The organism is Apilactobacillus nanyangensis (genome assembly GCF_016861915.1).
Taxonomy (GTDB): domain Bacteria; phylum Bacillota; class Bacilli; order Lactobacillales; family Lactobacillaceae; genus Apilactobacillus; species Apilactobacillus nanyangensis.
The window spans coordinates 49,542-71,674 of the sequence record NZ_BOLX01000004.1; the positions used below are offsets into that span (position 1 = coordinate 49,542).

Sequence of the window (22,133 nt, forward strand, 5' to 3'; positions counted from 1 at the left end):
TAAAACTACTTTTATGACAGTTTTTTAGATATAATATAGTCGTTAAAAAGGAGTGATTTTAATGAAACATATTAATATATTTGCCATCTCTGATTCTAGTGGTGAAACAGCGATGCAAGTTGCTAAAACCGCTGGTGCACAATTCGAAAGTGCTGACATTTCATACGAACGATACCCATTTATCACTACCGAATCAATGTTAAGTGGTATCTTAAAAATTGCTAAACAAAAAGAAGCCGTCATTTTTCATACCCTAGTTAACGCCGATTTAAGTAAACTAATTGAAGATTTTGCAATGGCCAATAATTTACAAAACGTTGACTGTGTCCAAAAGCCCATGAAGGCCATTAGTAGCCAATTAGGTTTTAACCCTGAACGTGTTAGTGGTTTGGTTCATGACTTAAACGATGATTACTTTAAAAGAATTGAAGCGATGGAATTCTCCGTTGAAAATGATGATGGAAGCAACCCACAAAACCTAACAAAAGCAGATGTCGTAATCCTAGGAATTTCTAGAACATCCAAGACACCGCTATCACTATACCTTGCAAACAAACAGGTAAAGGTATCAAACGTTCCAATTGGTCCTACCATCCAGTTACCTAAAGAAGTATTTGACGTTGATCCAAAGAAAATTATTGGTCTTACCAGCGTAACTAAAGATATTCAAAAGATTAGAAAAGCCAGAATGGCATCATATGGTATCGATGAAGATACACCATATTCAAACTCAAAGAACATTGATGAGGAATTAGAATATGCTAACAACTTATACCATGAACTTGGTTGTTTAATTATCGACGTCCACGATAAATCAATCGAAGAAACAGCCACTGTGATTATGGAAAGTCTTGATTTAGATTCATACCAATAAAAAAAGAGCTTAACAGCTCTTTTTTATTTTTATTGATTTAAAATATCATCCATCAAATTATTATTGAATTGTTGTTCTTTTAACATTTTAACTTCGAAGTAATGTGGAGACAACTTCTTCTTAGTTCCTTCAACAGCAACAGCTGGTGTTTCCATAATCTTTGGAACATCAACTAAAGATTCGTGGTGAGCAATGTAGTTCAAGGCATCGAACCCGATTGTTCCTAACCCAATGATTTCATGTCTATCTTTATGACTGCCAAAATCATTCTTAGAATCATTTAAGTGAACGACCTTTAATCGATCTAAACCAATTACATGGTCGAATTCATTTAAGACACCGTCGAAGTCTTCTTTAACGTTGTAACCAGCATCGTTAGTATGACAAGTGTCGAAAGTAACGGATACTTTATCGTTGTCCTTAACACCATCAATGATTTGTGCAATTTCTTCAAAGGTACGTCCAACTTCTGTTCCCTTACCTGCCATAGTTTCCAACGCAATTTGAACCTTTTGATCTGGTTCAATGACTTCGTTTAAACCCTTGGCAATTTGAGCAATTGCTTTATCTGCACCTTCACCAACATGAGAACCAGGATGTAACACAATTTGTGTTGCACCAATAGCTTCAGCACGTTTAACTTCTTCATGTAAGAAATCAACACCAAACTTAAAGTTCTGTGGCTTGGTAACATTTCCTAAATTAATGATGTATGGAGCATGAACAACGCTTTCCAAAATACCATGTTCTTTCATGTATTCCTTACCGTCTTCGGCTCTTAATTCATCAATTGGCTTTCTTCTGGTGTTTTGAGGAGCACCAGTGTAAACCATAAATGCATTTTCACCATAGCTGTCAGCTTCTTTAGCAGAACCCAAAAACATGGTTGAGCCATTCATGCTAACGTGAGATCCGATTAAAAACTTACTTGTCATTACTAATCATCCTCATTTCATCAACAAATTTTTCTGAAGAGTCTGCGGATTCCCATCCACAATACTTTTCATAGAATTCTTCGTACTTCTTATCGTATTCAGAATACTTCTTTTCCTTGTTAAATACATCAATTTGCTTGTAAAAGTCGTCTTCATCTTCAACAACGGGTCCAGGTAATTCTGTTCTGTAGTCAAAGTAGAAACCACGAATATCATCTTCATAATGCTTTAAATCATATGCATAGAATAACATTGGACGTTTTAAATTAGCATAGTCAAACATTACTGATGAATAGTCTGTAATTAATAAATCTGACATTAAGTATAGATCACTGATGTCTTCTTCAACCATGATGTAAACACGGTCCTCAAATCCCTTAATATCAATGAAATCTTTTACAAGATAATGTGGTCTGATAATTAATACAGTATTATCATCAACTTGTTCAAAGAAAGTCTTCAAACTAAATGGTAATTCAAAGTTGTAAACACCTTTACGTTTGTAATTATCATCTCGCCAAGTTGGTGCATATGTAATTACATTTAAATCATCACGACCAAGGTATTCTTTCTTTAATCTACTAATGTTATCTTGAGTGTCACCGTAATATAAAACATCATTTCTTGGATAACCAATGTCTAGAAAATGATTGTTAAAATCAAATGCTCTAGCAAAAATATCTTTCGAATATTGGTTAGGAGCAATTAAGTAATCCCAACGATGAGCTTCATTAGTAAAGTTTCTTTTATATTTTTCAGTGTTGGTACCTGGCATCATAACATTTTCAATATCGGTACCTAATTTCTTCAAAGGAGTACCATGCCATGTTTGCATATATACGGTACCTTTATTTTTATTCCACCATTTTGGCGTTCTAGAATTAAATACCCAGAAGTTGGCTCTAGCCATTACCCATACCCACTTAGGCATGAACTTTCTGACCATATTAATATCTGGATACAATTCTTTGAAGGTCTTATATTGAGCTTTTCTCACAGTAAAATATGCTTTTGACTTATCTTCGGGATATTTTTCAACCCACTTTTCATAAATAGCTGCAGGGTTATCATTAATATCTTTTCCCTGGAAACTTTCAAAAACAACTAGATTCTTTTTTACTGGTAAAGTAATCAAAACATTATTAATTAAAATCAATACTCGACGAATTGATTTTTTAATAAATCTAATTACTTTTTTCTTCAATTTCATCATACGACACTTTCAATCCTTTTAACTTTTAACTAAATATAATCTACAAAGCGAGCTCTGAACTTGTAATGTAGATGTGATCCAACCAATAGGAAGAATAATACTGTTAACCAGAAAATTAACATCAACATTGGCTTTTGCCAGAACCATGCTTCACCTAGCATTGATTCTCTAAATCCAGAAACAATGTAGAAGAATGGGTTCAATTGTAAGAATCTTACAAAGAATGCAGGGAATGCATTAGTTTCAAAGTTAAATAGAACTCCAGACATGTAGAACAATACTCTCATGATTGATTGTAGGAAAATACGGTAATCACGGACAAGAATTGTGACAGTTGAGTTAAAGATACCAAATGCTAATAACCAGCAAATCATTGCAAAGAAGTAGTATAGCCATTGAATCCAGTATAGGTTAGGTAGTACTCCACCCTTTAGGTACCCTAAGATAATTGAACATGCTAGCATAGCCCAGAATGAACTTAAGTTAGTTAGAATCTTAATTGATGGTAGAACACTAACCGGGAACTTCATTTTTGAAACCATACCCACTTGTTGGTAGATACTCTTAGATGCATCCAATGTAACACTGTTCATGTAGAACCATGGAGTAATACCGATAACCATCCAAGTTAGGTAATCAACACTACCAGATGTACCCTTCTTTAAACCAACACCGAATACTAACCAATAAATTAAGATTTGAATAATTGGGTATAAGTAGGCCCAAACAATACCTAGGTAATGACTTTGGTAATCAGATTTATCTTGGTATTTTGACACTCTAAACATTATTGGTAAATTTTGAATTTGCTCTTTGATTAATGTAATGACTTCCTTCAAGCCGATCACACTTCCTTTACTTTAAAGTTTTAATATATCTGTCGATTACTCGACTTGTTGCAAAACCATCATTGTATTTGTTCCAATGACGATTAAAATTGGTAAAATCTGTTTGTTTATCTTCACTAATTGCTGTTTTTAGGTCATCCAAAGAAGTAATTGGTTTTGTAGGCAACCAATTTAATAAATCATCTTGAATTCCTGGATTTTGTTTGTATTGGTCTAAATCAAACATAAAGAACAATAGAGAATGTGCATTAGGCAATAGTGAATAATCAAAAGCAACTGATGAATAATCAGTTACTAAGGTGTCAGTTACAGCTAACAAATCAGTTGTTGATAATTGATTTGAAAACATCACGTTTGGATTCTTTGATTCCCTTTGTAATTTTTCTTCTAAGTCCTTTAGAAGTGGATGTAGCTTTACGACTACCATTGCATTAGGATCATTTGATAAAGCCTTAATAACACCCTTAGGTGGGTTAAATGACCTTCCCTCATCACGATATGTTGGTGCATATAGAATTACTCGTTTATCCTTTAATTGAGGAGCAAAGCTATAAACACGTCTTCTCGCGATACTTTGCCATTTTTCCTTAAATAATCTGTCAGATCTTGGATAACCAATCATCTTCATTTTATCAAAGGAAACATGATAGCTATTCTCAAATACATGTCCCATTGTTTCGGAAGCAACCACATATTCATCAAAGCTATTATAAACTTTTTGAAAGCGACGTTTGTCGGAAGCACTTCTATCCTTAGTAGAAGCATCTTCCCAACCAAACTTCTTAATTGCACCATTGGCATGCCATAATTGAACAACCTTTAAATTCTTTGGATGGACAATGCCACCCAAAAAAGGAAAGTAATTGTCACAAAAGACAACATTACTTGCCATTATTTTTGGAATTAAGTCAAACACTAGTTTAAATCCGTCTCTAAACAAGACGGTCTTAATTCCGTATGCAGCCAAATCAGTGGCTGCCGCTTCGCTTGATGATTCATAATATACATATAGCCTTTTATTTTTTGGCAATCGACGAGCCATTGATTTGATTAATCCAAGATTATTATCAAAGCTCATTATGTAAATTACATTCTCTTTTTTTCTGAAATAAAATAGTAAAGAAACTATCTTAATTAAAAATATATACATAACCTTCAAAACAGATCCCACCATATTTAAAAACTATCACACAATCCAGTATTATATCACACTTAATGTAGAAAAATTATTACATTTAACTATTCAACCTTGTGTTCATAGAAATGCCCCATAATAGTAGATGCTTCAGTCACACTCGCAAATGCGTGCTCATCTGATTCATCTAAAGCTTCCTGTAACTCAGATAGTTCATATCTTGAAATGGTTGTAAATAGAATTGTTTTTTCATCATGCTTATATGCACCCTCAGCATCATGAATGATCGTAATTCCACGAGGAATATGGTTTTGAATGCTATCAATCACTGTCTTTGGATGATCTGTTACGACTAGCACCTGCATTCTTTGTTGACGAGTGTATGCGAAGTCAATCGCCTTAGCATTCACCACGATTCCGATTGCAGAATAAAATGCATATGGCCATCCATACGTAAATCCAGCAGCGGTAATAATGAAGATATTGAAAGCGATGTTAATCGTTCCAATACTTCTCCCCGTTTTTCTCCGGATAACAATTCCTAAAATATCCAATCCACCTGTAGAAATTTCGTTTTTTAAACTCATTCCCGTTCCAAAACCATTAACCACGCCACCAAAGATAGCACAAATCATCGGATCATTGGTTAGATACACTGGATGCAATGACTTAATCATAAAACTGGCTAGAAAAACAGTTAAGATGGTAAAACAAGTAAATTGATGGCCAATTTGTTTCCAGGCCAATATAAAAAATGGAATATTTAATACAAATAAACCAATCGAAGGAGAAATTGAGAATGGTAAAAATCTCCCTGATAAAGTATTAATCAACTGTGATAAACCAGTAAATCCAGATGAGTAGATTTTACCTGGCGTCCAGAAAAAATTCATGGCAATTGATACCATGATTCCGTACATAAAAGCAGTTGATGCTTTCGCTAAGTATTGATGTCGTCTTAAAATCCTTTGAACATCGTCCATAAGTTTCATAACCTCTCATTTAATATGAAAATAGTATAACATAAATACGGATTAAAAAAAGACTTCCCTAATGGAAGTCTTTCTTTGTTATTAAGCTTCTGGTTCGTCTTCAGCTTCTAGTCCTAAGTCATCTAATTGTTTCTTAGAAACAGGTGCTGGAGCATTAGTCATTGGTTCAGTAGCCTTTGAATTCTTAGGGAATGCGATAACATCTCTAATGTTTTCAGTTTGTGCTAATAATCTAGCAAAACGGTCTAAACCAATAGCTAAACCACCATGAGGTGGGAAACCGTAGTCTAAGGCATCTAGGAAGTAACCAAATTGTTCTTGGGCACTTTCTCTAGTGAAGCCTAAGGCCTTTAGCATCTTCAATTGTAGTTCCTTAGTGTGGATACGGATTGATCCACCACCAAGTTCTAGACCATTCAAGATAATGTCGTAACTTTGAGCGTGAGCCTTGTGAGGATCTTCGCCATCGTTTAGGTAATGTTCGTCACCTTCGTTAGGCATTGTGAATGGATGGTGAGCTGGGACCCATCTGTCGATACCTTCGTCGTAGTCGAATAATGGCCAGTCAACAACCCATAGGAAGTCAAAGACGTCTGATGGAATCATGTCTTGTTCCTTAGCGATTGCACATCTTAAGTAACCTAATGTATCAGCAACAACCTTATCTCTGTCGGCAGCGAATAGTAATAAGTCGCCTGACTTAGCTTCAGTAGCTGCAAGCATTTGGTCAACAACACTTTGGTCATCAAAGAACTTAGCGATTGGACCAGTTAAACCATCGTCGGTAACCTTCATCCAAGCAAGACCCTTGGCACCAAATCTTTCTACATATTCAGCATACTTGTCAATGTCTTTTCTTGAGTACTTGTCAGCACCACCAGGAACGGCAATTGCTTTTACCTTACCGCCGTTTTCAATTGCGCCACTAAATACCTTGAAGTTAACATCTTTAACGATGTCTGATAGATCCTTTAGTTCCATACCAAATCTAACATCTGGTTGGTCGGTACCAAAACGATCCATTGATTCTTGCCAAGTAATACGTTTGAATGGAGCCTTGATATCGATGTTTAAAGTATCCTTCATTACCTTTACGATTAAACCTTCAGTTAGGTCTTGGATGTCTTCAGCATTTAAGAATGAAGTTTCCATATCGATTTGGGTAAATTCTGGTTGTCTATCACCACGTAAGTCTTCATCACGGAAACAACGAGCAATTTGGTAGTAACGGTCAAAACCTGAACCCATCAATAATTGCTTAAATAATTGTGGTGATTGTGGTAGTGCGTAGAATGAACCATGGTAAAGTCTTGAAGGAACAAGGTAATCACGAGCACCTTCTGGAGTTGAAACTGTTAAGTTAGGAGTTTCAATGTCAATAAAGCCATTATTGTTAAAGTATTCGTGAACTGCTTGAGTAATCTTACTTCTTAAGATAATTCCACGTTGTACTTCTGGACGTCTTAAGTCTAAGTATCTGTACTTCAACTTAGTTTCTTCTGAAGCTGTGATGTTGTCTTTAATATCAAATGGAGGGTTTTCAGACTTGTTTAAGATTTTCACTTCTGAAACAGCAATTTCAATCTTACCAGTGTTAATGTCTGGGTTAACTTCCTTTTCACTTCTGGCAACAACAGTTCCCTTTACTTCGATTACATATTCATTTCTTAATTGATCAGCGATTGCCAATGCATCTGCACTGTTCTTGTCACTAAATACTAGTTGGACAATTCCTTTACGATCTCTTAAGTCAACGAAGATTAATTTACCTAAGTCACGACGTTTGGCAACCCATCCGTCTAAGCATACTTCTTGGTTTAAGTAGCTTTCATCTACTAAACCACAATAAGTTGTTCGGTTCATAATATCTCTCCTAATCTTATTTTTTATTTAAAGTTCTTTGAAATTAATTCTGCAAAATTATCTTTTACTTCATTAATGTCTACAGTAACTTCGTTTCCATCAGCCATGTTCTTAACATGAATGGTGTTTGATTCTAGTTCTTTATCACCAAGTGTTAAGGTAAACTTAGCATCTAGCTTATCGGCACTCTTGAATTGTGCCTTTGGTTTACGTGCTAGGTAATCTTTATCAGCCTTAAAGTCTTGCTTTCTTAAAGCTTGAACAACCTTAAGTGCTTCAACACTAGCATCGTCACCAATTCCAACTACATAAGCGTCTAAACCAAAAGTATCTGGGAATTGGAAGTTCTTAGAATCCATAAGTAGAAGTAATCTTTCTACCCCTAGACCAAATCCAACACCTGGCATTTGAGGACCACCTAGTTCTTCAACTAATCCATCGTATCTACCACCGGCACAGATTGTAGTGTAGCCTTCACCTAATTCCTTAGCGTTGGCCATGATTTCAAAGATTGTGTGGTTGTAGTAATCTAATCCACGAACCATAGTGTGATCAACATCGTATTTGATGCCTAAGTCATCCAATAGTCTAGTTACCTTATCGAAATGCTTTTGAGCATCATCAGTTAGGTAATCTAGAATTGAAGGAGCACCATCAACGATTAGTTGGTCTTCTGGTGCTTTACTATCTAGCACACGAAGTGGATTTTTGTGTAGACGTTCCTTAGAATCATCACTTAGTTCTTCAAAGTGTGGTTCCAAGTAGTCAATCAATGCTTGACGGTAGTCAGCACGAGTTTGCTTATCACCTAAAGTGTTAATAGCCACTCTTAAGTCATTAATTCCTAGATTTTGTAGGTAGTTAACGGCCATTGAAATAACTTCAACATCTAATTCTGGTGATTCACTACCAAATGCTTCAACACCGATTTGGTGAAATTGACGTTGACGACCAGATTGAGGACGTTCGTATCTAAACATTGGTCCCATGTAGTACATCTTAACTGGCTTAGGTGTGTCTGGACCGTAAAGTTTATTTTCAACAAATGCTCTAACTACACCAGCAGTTCCTTCTGGTCTTAATGTAATATGACGATCTCCTTTATCGTGAAAGTCATACATTTCTTTTGTAACAATATCTGAAGTTTCTCCTGATGTTCTTGAGAAAACATCGAAACTTTCAAACATTGGTGTTCTTATTTCTTGATAACGATAAGCCGCAAACAACTTTCTAGCTGTTTCTTCAACAAATTGCCATTTTTCAGAAGTTCCTGGCAAAATATCTGCGGTTCCTTTTGGACGTTGATATCGCATGATAATCCCTCCGCAAACTTTAATAACTGAATAAAAAAAGCCCCTGTCTAAATAAAATCATTTAGACAAGGGCGCAAAAAGCACGGTACCACCTTTTTTTAACTCTTATGTAACGTATAATTACGAATGGCTTAGCCATTAGCCTCAAAAGTGTCTTTCCAGGATTTCTTTCGTCGTTATTTCACCAAACTAACGCTCTCTTATACCTAAGAAAATTCCGTACTCTTCTTTTTTCATCAGCGAGTATTCTATTCATGTTTTAGATTAATGTAATTTACTTAAAAAGTCAAGAACTCACATATTTTGCTTCATTCTAAATCCATTGTAGAATGGAGTCGAGGTGATATATATATGAAGCAATTAACACAAGAATGGCTTGAACAATTACCAATTAAAAATGTAACTAAACTAACCCCTGTTTCAGGTGGTGATATCAATGACTCATACGAAATCATTGCTGATAATCAAAAATACTTTATGAAAGTCCAACCCAATAAAGGAAAGGAATTCTTCGAACACGAAGTTGAAGGAATCAAACTTATCGGTAAATACGCAACCGTACCAACTATCATTGACTATGGTGAAATTGATGGCGATGGTTTTCTAATTCAAAAATGGATGAACCTATCACCATTTGGCAATCAATATCAATTAGGCCAAATGTTAGCTAACGTTCACAAGCACCACAATGACCGTTTTGGTCTAGACAAAGACTTTAAGCTAGGTCGTGTGCCAAAGACAAACACCTGGCAAGATAATTGGACCGACTTCTTTATCAAACAACGTTTGAATCCTTTAATGGATATGGCCATTAAAAGCCGTGAAATTTCCAAAGAAGATTTAAACCACTTCGATAATCTAAAAGAATCTTTCAAAAAGGATATGGATAGCCATCATAGTGATGCATCCCTTCTTCATGGTGACCTATGGAGTGGAAACTTCTCATTTCTAGAAGACGGAAATCCAATCTTGATTGACCCGGATGTCTACTATGGTGACCGTGAATTCGACATTGGTGTGACTACCGTATTTGGTGGCTTCAATGCCGACTTCTACGAAGGTTACAACGATACCTATCCACTAGACACCGGATGGAAGAGAAGAATTCAATACTATCAATTCTTCTATCTACTTGCCCACTACGTCATGTTTGGTGGCGGATATGGACTAGAAGTAAAGAGTATTCTAAGCCAATACTAGTCATTACGATGTAAGAAATCATAATAGTTGTTGATTGTCATTTCGGGGTTCCCAGTGGAATTAATCATTCCATCTGGATCAAATAAACAGGCTTTGATTCCAGCATTATGAGCGGCATCAACGTCTAGCTTTCTGTCACCCATGAACATGCAATCATCACGATTAATATCATTATTTTTAATTAAATAATTAACCGCTTCTGGATCAGGTTTTCTCTTGAAAGCCTGATTTTTTGTTACCATTTCGGTGAAGTAATCCTTTAATCCGGCATCTTCCAACATTGCAATGGCATCATCATCACGGTGAGTTAGTAAAAAGTTTCTCCCGCCATCATCGACATTTTGCGCTAACACCTTATCTACATTCATAAAGATGTTGGCGTCTTTGACATTTTGTTTTTCGTATTGGCGATACTTGTCATTAATTGTGTCTGCATCAATATTGAAATGAGCAGCGTACTTTTGCACACATGTAGCCAGAGAATGACGACGCATCACCTGATTGATTTCATAATCATCAATTTCAAACTCATCAATTCTCATATCAATTAAAGCATCAACAAATGCTTCTACCATAATTGGATATGTATCCATAATCGTTCCATCAAAATCCCAAATTAAATCCATGTCTTTCTCCCCTAATTAAAAAAGAGCTTTCACAAGCTCTTTTTATTTGTTTTCTGTATCAAAAATAATTGTAAACGGACCGTCGTTTTGCAAATCAACTTGCATGTCTGCGCCAAAACGTCCAGTTTCAACATGATTACCAGCATCCCTTAATGCTTGATTAAACTGGTCATACATATCTGATGCAAAATCAGGTTTTCCCGCTTTAGTGAATGAAGGGCGATTTCCCTTCTTAGTATCAGCATACAAAGTAAATTGAGATACTGATAAGATTTCACCGTTAATTGATTGTAAGCTCAAGTTAGTCTTACCATCTTCGTCAGCGAAAATGCGTAAATTACTAATCTTTCGAACTAGGTAATCAATATTATCTTTGGTGTCGCCATCTTTAATACCAACTAATAGCAAGTACCCATGATTAATCTTACCAACTTGCTCATTATCAATTGATACGCTCGCATGACTAACTCTTTGAAGTACAACTCGCATAATTAGCTCCTTACATAAATGGTCTTTTTACTACATAAACATCAGGAATATTCTTCAAGTGGTCAATAATCATATCCAATTGTTCTAGGTTACGAACTCCTACCTTCAATGAAATGACGGCTGTCTTATCGTGATCCACTTTTCCTTCAATTGAATTAATTTGTTTACAAATTGTGCTGACCTTCTTGATAACATCATTTAACAAGTTATTACGGTTATATCCTTGCACCTCGATGTTAGCACTAAATGAAGCATGATTATCTGAAGCGATATTCCAAGTAACACTTACCAAACGTTCATCATTGTCGTTAATATTTGGGCATTCCTTGCGATGAACGGATACCCCACGACCTTTGGTAATGTATCCAACTACCTCATCACCAGGAACAGGTGAACAACAGTGACTTAGGCGAACTAATAGATTATCGACACCTTCAATTACGATTCCATCAGAAGGTTTCTTATTCTTATTAGTCTTGTTAACTTCATCGGTTGTCTTTTCGATTGTTTGGTGGTTTTCCAAAATATCTTTTTGTTGTTGTTCAATTCTCTTCTTTTCAGCTTCATCTCTAATGCTGGCAGTTAGAATGTTAACAATTCCGTTTGGTTGTTTATTACCAAAACCAATTTCAGCAAACATGTCATTAACTTGATTGTAATACGTGCCCTTGATTGCATCTTCAAGATGTTCCTTGGTCATGATTTCATTAACATCATAACCGGCATCCTTAACCGCCTTGGTCAAGATTTCTCTTCCGGCATTAACGTTCTTTTCACGATCACGTGTCTTGAAGTATTGACGAATCTTGTGTTTAGCACGGCTGGTAGATACCAGACTAATCCAGTCTTGGCTAGGACCAGCAGAACTAGATGATGTCATGATTTCAACAATATCACCGGTTTGGATTTGGTAATCCAATGGTTCGATTTTACCGTTAACACGAGATCCAACGGTATGATTACCGATATCTGTATGGATGAGGTATGCCATATCAAGTGGTCCGGCACCCTTTGGTAATTCCAAAACATCCCCTTGAGGAGTGAATGCATATACGTGATCACCGAATAGGTCACCCTTTACGCCGTCCATAAAGTCAGACGCGCTATCGGTATCTTCTTGTAGTTCAATAATACGTTTAAACCAGTTCAAACGGTTATTGTCTGAAGATTCCTTAACTTCATCTGTAGCTCCTTCTTTGTAGGCCCAGTGAGCAGCAACCCCGTATTCAGCGATTTGATGCATTTCCTTAGTTCTGATTTGAACTTCCAATGGACGTCCACCAGGTCCAACAACAGTCGTATGCAAAGATTGGTACATGTTAGCCTTAGGCATTGCAATGTAGTCCTTAAAACGACCAGGCATTGGTGACCACTTAGTATGGATGGCACCTAAAACTGCATAACAGTCCTTAATGGAATCAACAATGCATCTAACGGCCAAGAGGTCATAGATTTGTTCGAATTGCTTCTTTTTAATGACCATCTTGTGGTAAACGGAGTATAAGTGCTTAGGTCTACCGTAGACTTCCACATTCTTAAGGCCCATTTGTTTAACCTGTTGGTTAACCTCTTTAACGGCTTCGTTAATGTATGAAACACGTTCGTCTCGCTTAGAGTTCATTAAGTGAACAATGCGGTAGTATTGTTGGGGGTTAAGGTATCTAAGTGAGATATCTTCTAGTTCCCACTTAATTGTCCCAATCCCCAAACGATCGGCAAGTGGTGCGTAGATTTCCAACGTTTCATTAGAAATCCGACGTTGCTTTTCAGGTTTTAAATGCTTTAGGGTGCGCATGTTATGCAAACGGTCAGCCAATTTAACAATCATGACACGAATGTCCTTACACATTGCTAGTAATAGCTTACGGTGGTTTTCGGCCAATTGTTCTTGGTTCGATTTGTATTTAATCTTACCAAGCTTGGTAACTCCATCTACGATTAATTCGATATCGTCACCGAATAATTCAGCGATATCCGATAATTCTGCTCCGGTATCTTCAACAACATCGTGCAATAGACCCGCACTAACGGTTTCTGGATCCATTTTTAGTGTTGCTAGAATACTAGCTACTTGAATTGGATGAACAATATAAGGTTCTCCGGATTGTCTAAATTGGTCTTTATGACAAATTGACGCAAATTCGTATGCTTTTTTAACAATTCCTACATGTTGTTCATTCATGTAACTGGAAATTTCTTTAAATAAGTCTTCTTTAGACCAAATCTTATGTTCAGACATTTCCAAAACCTTCTTCCAATCATTTATTTTCTATATTCTATCATTAATTTAATGAGTTTAATTCCATATGAACTGATAAAGCTGATAAAAAGTAAAATGGTGCTGTTTCAGTTCTTAAAATTCTAGGGCCTAATCCACAGGTCAAATATCCCATTGACTGTAATGTTTCAACTTCCTTAGGAGATATGCCTCCTTCAGGTCCAAAGAACATTGCGACACTTTCACCCGGTTTGGTCTGATCTAGTGTCTTAATTAAATCTGATTTTTCACCATGCTTGGCTGATTCTTCATAAGCAATTAAACGGTGATCGAAGTCGTAGTTAGCTAATTCCTTGATTGAGTTAATGTACTCAACTTCTGGAATCACATTTCGGTGTGATTGTTCAGAAGCACTTCTAGCGATTTTTCTAAAACGTTGTAATTTCTTTTCTGCTTTATTGTTCCATTTAGCAATGGCCCAATCTGTTGGGGTAAAGATAATCTTTTTAACACCTAATTCGGTGGCTTTTTGGACCACTAATTCAGCCTTTTCCTTCTTTGGCAAACCACTAATGATAACCGCATCAGCTGGTAGTTCGACATTCTTTTCAGAAGTTTCCACTACTTTAGCTAGATTATTCTCATTATCAGTTAATTCAGCAACAAATAGTTGATTGTTACCATCAACTATTTCAAAACGATTTCCCTCTGTGGAACGTAAAACACCCATGAAGTGATGAGCGATATCAGCACTAACCTCAAATTCAGTATCATTACTCAATATTTGGTCTGTAAAGTAGTGTTGCATCTATTCATCATCCCTTCTTAAATGTGCTGTAATTCCGCACCAATCGCCTAACATTGATACTTGATCAATCACGAAATCGTTGTCCTTAAGCGTTTGGTTGGTAATATCAAGTTTTTCCTTAATAATACCGGAAATGATAATTTGTCCGCCAGGATTTAGATTATTAACCGCTTGTGGAATTAATGGTAATACCGCTTCTGGAAGCATGTTAGCAAAAATAATATCAACCTTTTTAGTAATACCATCTAACAAACTGTTTTTGCCAACCTTAATGTCTTCAGAAAAGCCATTTAAGGCAATATTTTGTTTAGCAGATGTAACAGCATCATCATCATAGTCGTAGGCTTCAATATAGGCGGCACCTAAAAGTTTGGCACCTATACTCAAAACACCAGAACCAGTTCCAATATCTAGAATGCTTTGACCTTCTCTAATGATGTTTTCAATTGCTTGAAGACATAAAACAGTGGTTGGATGTACCCCTGTTCCAAAGGCCTTTTTAGGATCTAATTTAATCACCAATTCATCATCTGATTCTTTCTTGTAATCTTCCCATACTGGTGAGATTGTTAAGAACTTGGTAATTCGTTTTGCATGGTAGTACTTTTCCCATTCAGTGTTCCACTTGTCATCATTTAAATCCTTGGTAATAACTTTACCCATTCCTGGGTTTAGTCCAAATTCTTTTAATTGATCGACTCTTTCTTGGATTGCCGGCACCTTTGATTTAATGTCAAAGTCTTCTGGGAAATATGAGTTAATACTCAACACTCCATCATCTCTTGAGTCTAATTCCACACCTAGAGATCCAAATTCCATCAAGATATTAATAACTGCATCTTGAGATTCATCATTTGTTAATACTGATATTTCAGTCCATTCCATTTCAAACACCCCTGTTAACTTTTACAAAAAAGGTGCATCCCTCTTATAGGACACACCCCCTATTAATTTAGCGTACTATTTCGATTCTGTCTTTTCTTTTTCTTGAATCTTTAGCTGCTTAAGTTTTTCCTCATGTTGTTGCAAGTGAGATTCCAAATAAAGCATCAATGAATTTTCATCCTTAAAAATTCGTGGATGTTTTTGTTTATGAAGTCTTAAATCAATTTCATTAATTTTTTGTCTACCTGTCCATTTGTGACCGTATCTGATGATTAAACGGTTATCTAAATGTTTTTTTCCGAATCTAAACACGTAAACGTTATCTGGAGTAAGCAATGGTCTAATGTAAGTCTTTTTGTAGTAGTATCCATTATCTCTTAAAAACTTTTTAGTTCGATTAAGCATTGTTTGTACACCTCCATTTTTAATATTTTGCAATTGCTTTTTAATAAAGCATAATCTGTCCATAAATCATTCTATATAAATTTTATATTAACTTTGCTAAATTGTCTACCTATATTAGATATAAATAAAAACGCCCAATGTCTGTTATTTACACAGAAATTAGGCGTTTAAGATTTATTATTTTACTTCTCCAACATCAAGAGCTTGATGCTTTAGTTTGGTAAAGACATGCTTATCAGCAATCCCTGTAATTCCTCCTTGGAAGAAGAATGCGAACAAGGTTCCTAATCCAAAGTTATTAAATTGGTGAGTAATTACAATAGCGATAATTGCCATGATAGTTGGTGGAATGTATGAGAACCACATTGCCTTTGAGGCATTTCCATCACAGTATTTAAATCTTAAAATTTGCATTAAGTCATCAGCAGGATGTAGCGCAATGTTAACTCTTTGGTAAATTGAAATTGCGATTGCAATGAATGCAACACCAACGAAGTTAAGTAATACGTATGCTAATGTCATTCCAATTCCGTGTGCTTCTGGTAACCAATTACTTACAACACCGTTGAAATAGTTAATCAATAATGAGAATGGTCCTAAGAAAGCTGCGTTACCAATAACTCTACTCCAGCTCCATTTTCCAACTAGAATTGAGTTAAGAACTGTAATTAACATTCCTAGTCCAAAGAATGCCCAGAATAAGACCCATTTACCATCACCTAAAACGGCATATCCTAAGTTGTTTTCAGCAGCTGTCCAGTATGCTGATCCTAGAAATGATGGATGAATTTTGGCACTAGTTACTAGTGTTAAAACATTCCCCAATGAGTTAATAACTAGTGAGATTAAAAAGTAAACAATAGAGCTTGTCCAAGAAATGGTTCTTTTTGACTTAGTAGCACTTGCACTAATTTGCATGATAGAAATACCCCTTACCTGTAATTTTAATATTATTTTTTAATTGTGAAAAATTTATCTAGCATTTGAAAGCTAATCAGCCATCAAAAACTTAGTGCAATAAAGCACAAACTTAATTAACAAATAAATAATAACATGAAATATTACAAAATCAAGTTAATTGCCTTGAATATCAATTGGTTTGATATGTCTTTGTAAATGATTTTTGTAATAATCATCACTTGTTTTTTGTTTGTGAACTTTATAACAAAATAAATTATAAACCATTTTAAAAATAAAATAAACCCCTTTCATAAAAAAGCTCAATCTTTTTTTAATAAAAAAAAGAAGCATCAACGACAAACCGTTGATGCCTCAATCTTATTTACTTAATTCTTCTGTATTAATCCAGTAATTATGATTATCTAAACTAACTAGTGCATATTTAGAACCTAAGAATTCTTTGAACTCTCTATCACATAATTGTGCTGTCTTAATTACTTTTACTTCTTTATCACCATCAAGATACTTAACAAAATGATTGTCACGATAGTTAGCAAAGTCTTTTTCCTTTGCCCATAATGTAGCAGAATCTTTAGCCACCATCTGTTCACTTAAGCCTTGTGATAATAAATCATCACTATAGAAAGTTTCAAGACTGTGATCACTTAGCATCTTTTCAACAGAACGTTTAGATGATTTTCCATCCATCCAAGCTGAATACTTCTTGTAGAAATATTCATACTTATCATCTGGTTTCCAATCATTTCCGAATATATCATCAAGACTTTCAATTACTTCATCATTAGTCCTGACGATTGGACCTGGTGCTTCTTTAATAAAATCAAAGTAGAACCCACGGATTGCGTTCGCATAATCTTCTAAGTCATAAGTAAAGAAAATCATTGGACGTTTTAACGTTGCATAATCAAACATTACTGATGAATAATCAGTAATTAATACGTCACTAACTAAATACAATTCTGCAATATCAGGATAATCACTGACATCTAGCGCAAATCCTTCATAATCACTCAAGTCCAAACTATTGGAAATCAAATAATGAGTTCTTACTAAGACAACAGCTTTACCCTCATAACGATCTCTTAGCTTTTGTAAATCAAGATGTAGCTTGGCAGTGAATCTATCATTTTTAATGTATTCATTATCACGCCAAGTTGGTGCATATAAAATAACTTTTACACTATCGTCAATGCCCAAGTCTTCTTTAATTTCGTTAACATCTTCAACAGTATGATTTACTAAAATATCATTTCTTGGATATCCATCTAGTTGAATTTGACTAGCTTGCATTCTAAAACAACGTTGCATAATTTCTGCGGAATACATATTAGGTGCAATTAATCTAGTCCATCTTCTATTATCTTTAAACACTTGTTTGTGATATTTAGCGACATCTACACCCGGCATTGTCACTTTCATCACGTCAGCACCGATTGTCTTTAATGGTGTTCCATGCCAAGTCTGTAAGACAACAGTATCCTTACTTGGATGCCATCTAAATGGTCTACGTGAATTAGTAACCCAGTACTTAGCTCTAGCTTGTTTTAAGATTCCCTTAAATCCAAATCTATTTACATATGGAATTTGATTAAGTTCGAAGAATTCACGATCATCTTTATTAACATTCCAATATAGTTTAAATTCTGGATAATTAGCCTTCATGTACTCGTAGATAGCTTTAGGATTATCAGAGTATTGTGTTCCAAAGAAACTATCAAAGATAACAATATCTTTCTTAGAAAGTCGTTTTGATAATTCATTTAATAACTTAGCTTGGAAGAAGTTAGTATCCCAGAAATGTCCCATTTTTTGGAATAGTAAGCTCTTAGCTGGTTCTTGATTCAATTCATCTTGTTGGGTAGCTAATACTGTCTCTACTACTTGTTGAGTAGCATCCCCGCTTCGACCATATTGAGCAAACTCATTGCAGAATACTTCCATCTGATCAGAGTAATTATCCTCCACAGAATCAAGATGTCTTATACGATCAATTAACTCATCTTCAGTCTTAACGATTGGTCCTGGCATTTGCTTATAGTAATCCAAGTACACACCACGATTTTCTTCATCTAAGTACCAATCAGCATCGTATGCATAAAATATCATTGGACGTTTTAGATGAGCATAGTCAAACATAACTGATGAGTAGTCCGTTATCATCGCATCACTGATTAAGTATAGGTCATTAATGTTTTCGTAATCACTAACATCATATACAAAACCAGGATTACTATAGAAGCTATTTGAATGAGCTACAAAGTAATGTAAACGAACCAATAATACGTATCCATCCGCTAATTTTTCCTGCATTTTATCCAAGTCTAGTTTAAATTCAAAACCAGCATCAGCTCGATACGTTGGTGCATACAAAATAACACGCTTATTTAATGGAATACCAAGCTTATTCTTAATTGAATTAATGTAATCAGTGTTGTTATTAGCATATAATTCATCGTTTCTTGGAAATCCTGACTTGATAACTTTTTGGCCGTAATTAAATGCATGTTTAGCGGTTTTTTCCATGTAATCAGACGGAACCACCAGGTAATCCCAACGACGATTTCTTTTTGCAAAACGATTTTGTACTTTGTTTGGCGCAAACCTAAAGTGAGGTTCATCAAATCCCATGTGCTTTAAGAAGGTTCCATGTAGAGTTTCTACTTCAATTTGTCCCTTACGTTTGGCATAACGATTAGGCATATTAGTGTTTTGAATAATATACCTAGCAACAGCCAAGTAGTACCAATACTTGAAAGTATTTACTCTAACCTTTTCACCATCACCAGTAATTTTGGTTTCAATATTATTAAAAATCCATACCGGTTTAATTTCAGGATGATTTTGTTCAACATATTCATACATCAATTTTTCGTTACTATCAAACTTACTTGACCAGTAAGCATCAAAAACCATTACATTTCTAAGTGGTAATAATCTCATCAATGGATATAAAACTGAGTATGAAATTGAACGTAATCCCTTTTTAGAATCAATAACGCCAAAGAATGGTTGAACTACCTTAAAGATAAGATTCATCCCCTTATCTTTTTTTACCGAATAGAAAATTTTTGATTTTCCGTTAAATGGTAATTCGGTAGTCTTAATCCTACATTTCTTTGAGTACTTAATACGATAAGTGTGAGCTTTACCATCTACTTGAAGATAAACCTTAAATTGGTAATCTCCTTCCAGTAGATCTAATTGATCCTTATCATCGGAGGTAAGATTAAAATCAAAAGTAAACACATCACCATTGATCTTGAAATGGTTGTCTTTTGGATTTAATACTTTTCTAGTTGCTTTATCGTCACTAATCAATTCAACGTGTGTTTGAGACATCAAAACACCATTAACATCTATTGATTTATTCAATTTAGATGAAACATGAAGGATGTTATTTGCATCTACTGTAACTTTTTGAGCTACGAAAGGTGCCTCTTCAAGCACTAATTGCATATTATTAGTATCACCATAAAACATTGATAATGCATCGCCATTCTTCAAATTAATCTGTTGATTAATTTTGTTAGAAGAGAACGAATAGTTCATTTCAGCAAGAGTGAAATTATCTAATATGATTAGTTTCAGTTCATGGTTACGTGCTTTAGTATTTAAATCTTGTATATTGAACGAAAAGCTATTTTTACTTTGATCAATTGAATGAATCTTTTCACCGTTACCAGACATCAATACAGCATTATAACCAGATACATCCATATTATTAACATCAAAAGTTAATATCTGCTTATCATCACTTACAGTTGGGTAACTAACGACTGGTCTTCTATCATTATCAGAGTTTAAATCAATAACTTCGAATACAAGTGAATCAACACTATTAAACCTAGTGATTATTTTTACTCCGTTGTATTCAAAAGGTAAGATTGATTTTTGTGTCAACTTTTCAATTGGTTCACTTATAAAATCTTTTACCATAATGTGATTATCAACGGTGTCTTTAACTTGAACCTTCCAAGTTCCTACACCTAAAGTATCAATGGCTTTTTTCATATTGAATTTAATCTCATAATCAGCATTGTTAAACTTTGCATTTGGCTTCAATGTTCTTCTAATAAAAGGACTTTCGATTCTCTTAATTTGAACTTTAGTTGTCTTTTTATTCTTAACATTAATTAAACTTGCTTGTATCAATTCATTCTTGTTACCACTACCAAATGTTTGTTTTACAAGGTGAAGTTTATTAATCTTAAAAGCTCCTTGAATGTTAAGATCACCGTTATCAACATTAGTAACTTCAACGTCTTTAATCTTTTGAATAAATCGACTGTTATTATCATTTAAATTAGCATTAGCAACTAATCCATTTTTATCATCCAACTCTGGCGAAACTAATCTGTAGTTTGAACCACCGATTGAATGTCTAAATTCTCCAATTTGTTTACGATATGAAATGTCATTAATCATATCAACATCGTTACATCTAATTGCTGAATATAGAATTTGTTGTTTAACTGGCAAATGATTAAAAATTTCTGAATCCCATAAATTCCAATCTCTTAAAAACTTGTAAACCATTTCTTGAGCTTGGTAAATGTAGTCACTGCTATTATCCCCTAGACTTTCAGTAAATATAAACAAATCTAGAAATAATGCCTTATATTTAAAATCTTGAACAAATGAATCATCTTCATTAAATCCATTGTCCTTTATAATCTGTAATGTTCTTCTAAGTGCGCTTAATCTACTTTCAAAGTTAGATAAAGCACTTCTGGTTTGCGTGATAGAATCTGAGCTTTCACGCCATCTCCATTCGTAAACGTTATCTTCAATAACAGAAGTTTTGCGTGACTTTAAATGGACTTCCATTGTAAATGGAATATCTTCGTAGATAATTCCTTCAATAAATTTAATGCTATTATCCAGCAAGAAAGAACGCTTGTATAGCTTGTTCCAACTTGTTGTGTCATACATTAAATCATGATTGGTTGTAATATGTGTATTATCATAATCATCTTTTACAGCAAAAGAATGTAAGTAGGAATTTTCGTAACGATTTTTATCAAAACGTTTAACGAAACCCACTACTAAATCTGAATCATTTTGGCGTGCTTTAAACGCCATTGATGGATAGGCATTAGCTGGAACAATATCGTCACCATCAACAAACGCAATGTATTTTCCTCTAGCATGCTTCATTCCATAATTTCTGGTGTTACTTACTCCATCATTTTCCTTATGTAGAGCTCTAAAGCTATCATATTTATTTGCAAATTCATCAATTATTTTGCTTGTATTATCAGTTGAACCATCATCAATCATCAACACTTCAAGGCTTTCCATAGGGAAATTAGTATTAGCAATGGATGACAGACATTTTTCAATGTAATCTTGTACGTTATAGCAGGCCACTATCACGGATAGATAAGGTTCATTCATATTTAAGTGCC

General features: G+C 34.8%; 17 protein-coding genes. 2 read left to right on the forward strand and 15 right to left on the reverse strand.

Annotated elements, in window-relative coordinates:
- Positions 1-61: 61 nt before the first annotated feature.
- Entirely contained in the window at positions 62-874 is an 813-nt protein-coding gene (locus JUD45_RS01775; protein WP_053792763.1) for a pyruvate, water dikinase regulatory protein, read from the forward strand.
- Positions 875-903: 29 nt separating this feature from the next.
- Here the strand turns inward: JUD45_RS01775 and JUD45_RS01780 are convergent, their stop codons facing one another.
- The 7 genes from JUD45_RS01780 to hisS all read right to left on the reverse strand — a co-directional run bounded on the left by JUD45_RS01780 (position 904) and on the right by hisS (position 9,173).
- On the reverse strand, positions 904-1,809 hold the full coding sequence (locus tag JUD45_RS01780) for a deoxyribonuclease IV (RefSeq protein WP_203619538.1): 906 nt from the start codon (positions 1,807-1,809) through the stop codon (positions 904-906).
- Positions 1,799-3,013, reverse strand: coding sequence for a CDP-glycerol glycerophosphotransferase family protein (locus tag JUD45_RS01785; protein WP_373301457.1), 1,215 nt, complete (start codon positions 3,011-3,013; stop codon positions 1,799-1,801). The genes JUD45_RS01780 and JUD45_RS01785 overlap by 11 nt, the downstream gene beginning before the upstream one ends.
- 38 nt (positions 3,014-3,051) lie before the next feature.
- A complete protein-coding gene (locus JUD45_RS01790; RefSeq protein WP_034530755.1) occupies positions 3,052-3,861 on the reverse strand; it encodes an ABC transporter permease in 810 nt (269 codons plus the stop codon).
- A 16-nt stretch (positions 3,862-3,877) separates the two neighbouring features.
- On the reverse strand, positions 3,878-5,044 hold the full coding sequence (locus JUD45_RS01795) for a CDP-glycerol glycerophosphotransferase family protein (RefSeq protein ID WP_190238374.1): 1,167 nt from the start codon (positions 5,042-5,044) through the stop codon (positions 3,878-3,880).
- Positions 5,045-5,109: 65 nt separating this feature from the next.
- A complete protein-coding gene (locus tag JUD45_RS01800; protein WP_138727166.1) occupies positions 5,110-5,988 on the reverse strand; it encodes a YitT family protein in 879 nt (292 codons plus the stop codon).
- 90 nt (positions 5,989-6,078) lie between these two features.
- On the reverse strand, positions 6,079-7,860 hold the full coding sequence (aspS, locus tag JUD45_RS01805; RefSeq protein ID WP_138727123.1) for an aspartate--tRNA ligase: 1,782 nt from the start codon (positions 7,858-7,860) through the stop codon (positions 6,079-6,081).
- Between the two features lie 23 nt (positions 7,861-7,883).
- Positions 7,884-9,173 carry a histidine--tRNA ligase gene (hisS, locus tag JUD45_RS01810; protein WP_138727122.1) on the reverse strand — a complete coding sequence of 430 codons (1,290 nt, stop codon included), beginning with the start codon at positions 9,171-9,173 and terminating at the stop codon, positions 7,884-7,886.
- A gap of 351 nt (positions 9,174-9,524) precedes the next feature.
- Between hisS and JUD45_RS01815 the strand changes: the two genes are divergently transcribed.
- On the forward strand, positions 9,525-10,373 hold the full coding sequence (locus tag JUD45_RS01815) for a fructosamine kinase family protein (protein WP_187155346.1): 849 nt from the start codon (positions 9,525-9,527) through the stop codon (positions 10,371-10,373).
- Here the strand turns inward: JUD45_RS01815 and JUD45_RS01820 are convergent.
- From JUD45_RS01820 to JUD45_RS01855, 8 genes are all read right to left on the reverse strand, one after another.
- Positions 10,370-10,999 carry an HAD-IA family hydrolase gene (locus tag JUD45_RS01820; RefSeq protein WP_187155345.1) on the reverse strand — a complete coding sequence of 210 codons (630 nt, stop codon included), beginning with the start codon at positions 10,997-10,999 and terminating at the stop codon, positions 10,370-10,372. The two genes, JUD45_RS01815 and JUD45_RS01820, sit on opposite strands and share 4 nt — an antisense overlap.
- 42 nt (positions 11,000-11,041) lie before the next feature.
- Entirely contained in the window at positions 11,042-11,488 is a 447-nt protein-coding gene (gene dtd / locus JUD45_RS01825) for a D-aminoacyl-tRNA deacylase (protein WP_187155344.1), read from the reverse strand.
- 10 nt (positions 11,489-11,498) lie between these two features.
- A complete protein-coding gene (locus JUD45_RS01830; RefSeq protein WP_138727118.1) occupies positions 11,499-13,727 on the reverse strand; it encodes a RelA/SpoT family protein in 2,229 nt (742 codons plus the stop codon).
- Positions 13,728-13,770: 43 nt separating this feature from the next.
- Positions 13,771-14,514 carry an RsmE family RNA methyltransferase gene (locus tag JUD45_RS01835; protein ID WP_203619539.1) on the reverse strand — a complete coding sequence of 248 codons (744 nt, stop codon included), beginning with the start codon at positions 14,512-14,514 and terminating at the stop codon, positions 13,771-13,773.
- Positions 14,515-15,399 carry a 50S ribosomal protein L11 methyltransferase gene (gene prmA / locus JUD45_RS01840; protein ID WP_203619540.1) on the reverse strand — a complete coding sequence of 295 codons (885 nt, stop codon included), beginning with the start codon at positions 15,397-15,399 and terminating at the stop codon, positions 14,515-14,517.
- A 75-nt stretch (positions 15,400-15,474) separates the two neighbouring features.
- A complete protein-coding gene (locus JUD45_RS01845; protein ID WP_034531650.1) occupies positions 15,475-15,804 on the reverse strand; it encodes a hypothetical protein in 330 nt (109 codons plus the stop codon).
- A 177-nt stretch (positions 15,805-15,981) separates the two neighbouring features.
- Complete coding sequence (locus JUD45_RS01850; protein WP_053791825.1) at positions 15,982-16,722, reverse strand: DUF6198 family protein; 741 nt, start codon at positions 16,720-16,722, stop codon at positions 15,982-15,984.
- 360 nt (positions 16,723-17,082) lie between these two features.
- The gene (locus JUD45_RS01855; RefSeq protein ID WP_203619541.1) at positions 17,083-22,122 is read right to left on the reverse strand and encodes a bifunctional glycosyltransferase/CDP-glycerol:glycerophosphate glycerophosphotransferase; all 5,040 of its coding nucleotides are present in this window, start codon (positions 22,120-22,122) and stop codon (positions 17,083-17,085) included.
- Positions 22,123-22,133 lie beyond the last annotated feature (11 nt).

Coding starts and splice junctions, on each gene's coding strand:
- JUD45_RS01815 (WP_187155346.1), top strand. CDS start 9,525: ATGAAGCAATTAACACAAGAATGGCTTGAACAATTACCAATTAAAAAT.
- aspS (WP_138727123.1), bottom strand. CDS start 7,860: ATGAACCGAACAACTTATTGTGGTTTAGTAGATGAAAGCTACTTAAAC.
- JUD45_RS01780 (WP_203619538.1), bottom strand. CDS start 1,809: ATGACAAGTAAGTTTTTAATCGGATCTCACGTTAGCATGAATGGCTCA.
- JUD45_RS01845 (WP_034531650.1), bottom strand. CDS start 15,804: ATGCTTAATCGAACTAAAAAGTTTTTAAGAGATAATGGATACTACTAC.
- JUD45_RS01850 (WP_053791825.1), bottom strand. CDS start 16,722: ATGCAAATTAGTGCAAGTGCTACTAAGTCAAAAAGAACCATTTCTTGG.
- JUD45_RS01800 (WP_138727166.1), bottom strand. CDS start 5,988: ATGGACGATGTTCAAAGGATTTTAAGACGACATCAATACTTAGCGAAA.
- dtd (WP_187155344.1), bottom strand. CDS start 11,488: ATGCGAGTTGTACTTCAAAGAGTTAGTCATGCGAGCGTATCAATTGAT.
- JUD45_RS01830 (WP_138727118.1), bottom strand. CDS start 13,727: ATGTCTGAACATAAGATTTGGTCTAAAGAAGACTTATTTAAAGAAATT.
- JUD45_RS01835 (WP_203619539.1), bottom strand. CDS start 14,514: ATGCAACACTACTTTACAGACCAAATATTGAGTAATGATACTGAATTT.
- JUD45_RS01855 (WP_203619541.1), bottom strand. CDS start 22,122: ATGAATGAACCTTATCTATCCGTGATAGTGGCCTGCTATAACGTACAA.
- JUD45_RS01795 (WP_190238374.1), bottom strand. CDS start 5,044: ATGGTGGGATCTGTTTTGAAGGTTATGTATATATTTTTAATTAAGATA.
- JUD45_RS01820 (WP_187155345.1), bottom strand. CDS start 10,999: ATGGATTTAATTTGGGATTTTGATGGAACGATTATGGATACATATCCA.
- prmA (WP_203619540.1), bottom strand. CDS start 15,399: ATGGAATGGACTGAAATATCAGTATTAACAAATGATGAATCTCAAGAT.
- hisS (WP_138727122.1), bottom strand. CDS start 9,173: ATGCGATATCAACGTCCAAAAGGAACCGCAGATATTTTGCCAGGAACT.
- JUD45_RS01775 (WP_053792763.1), top strand. CDS start 62: ATGAAACATATTAATATATTTGCCATCTCTGATTCTAGTGGTGAAACA.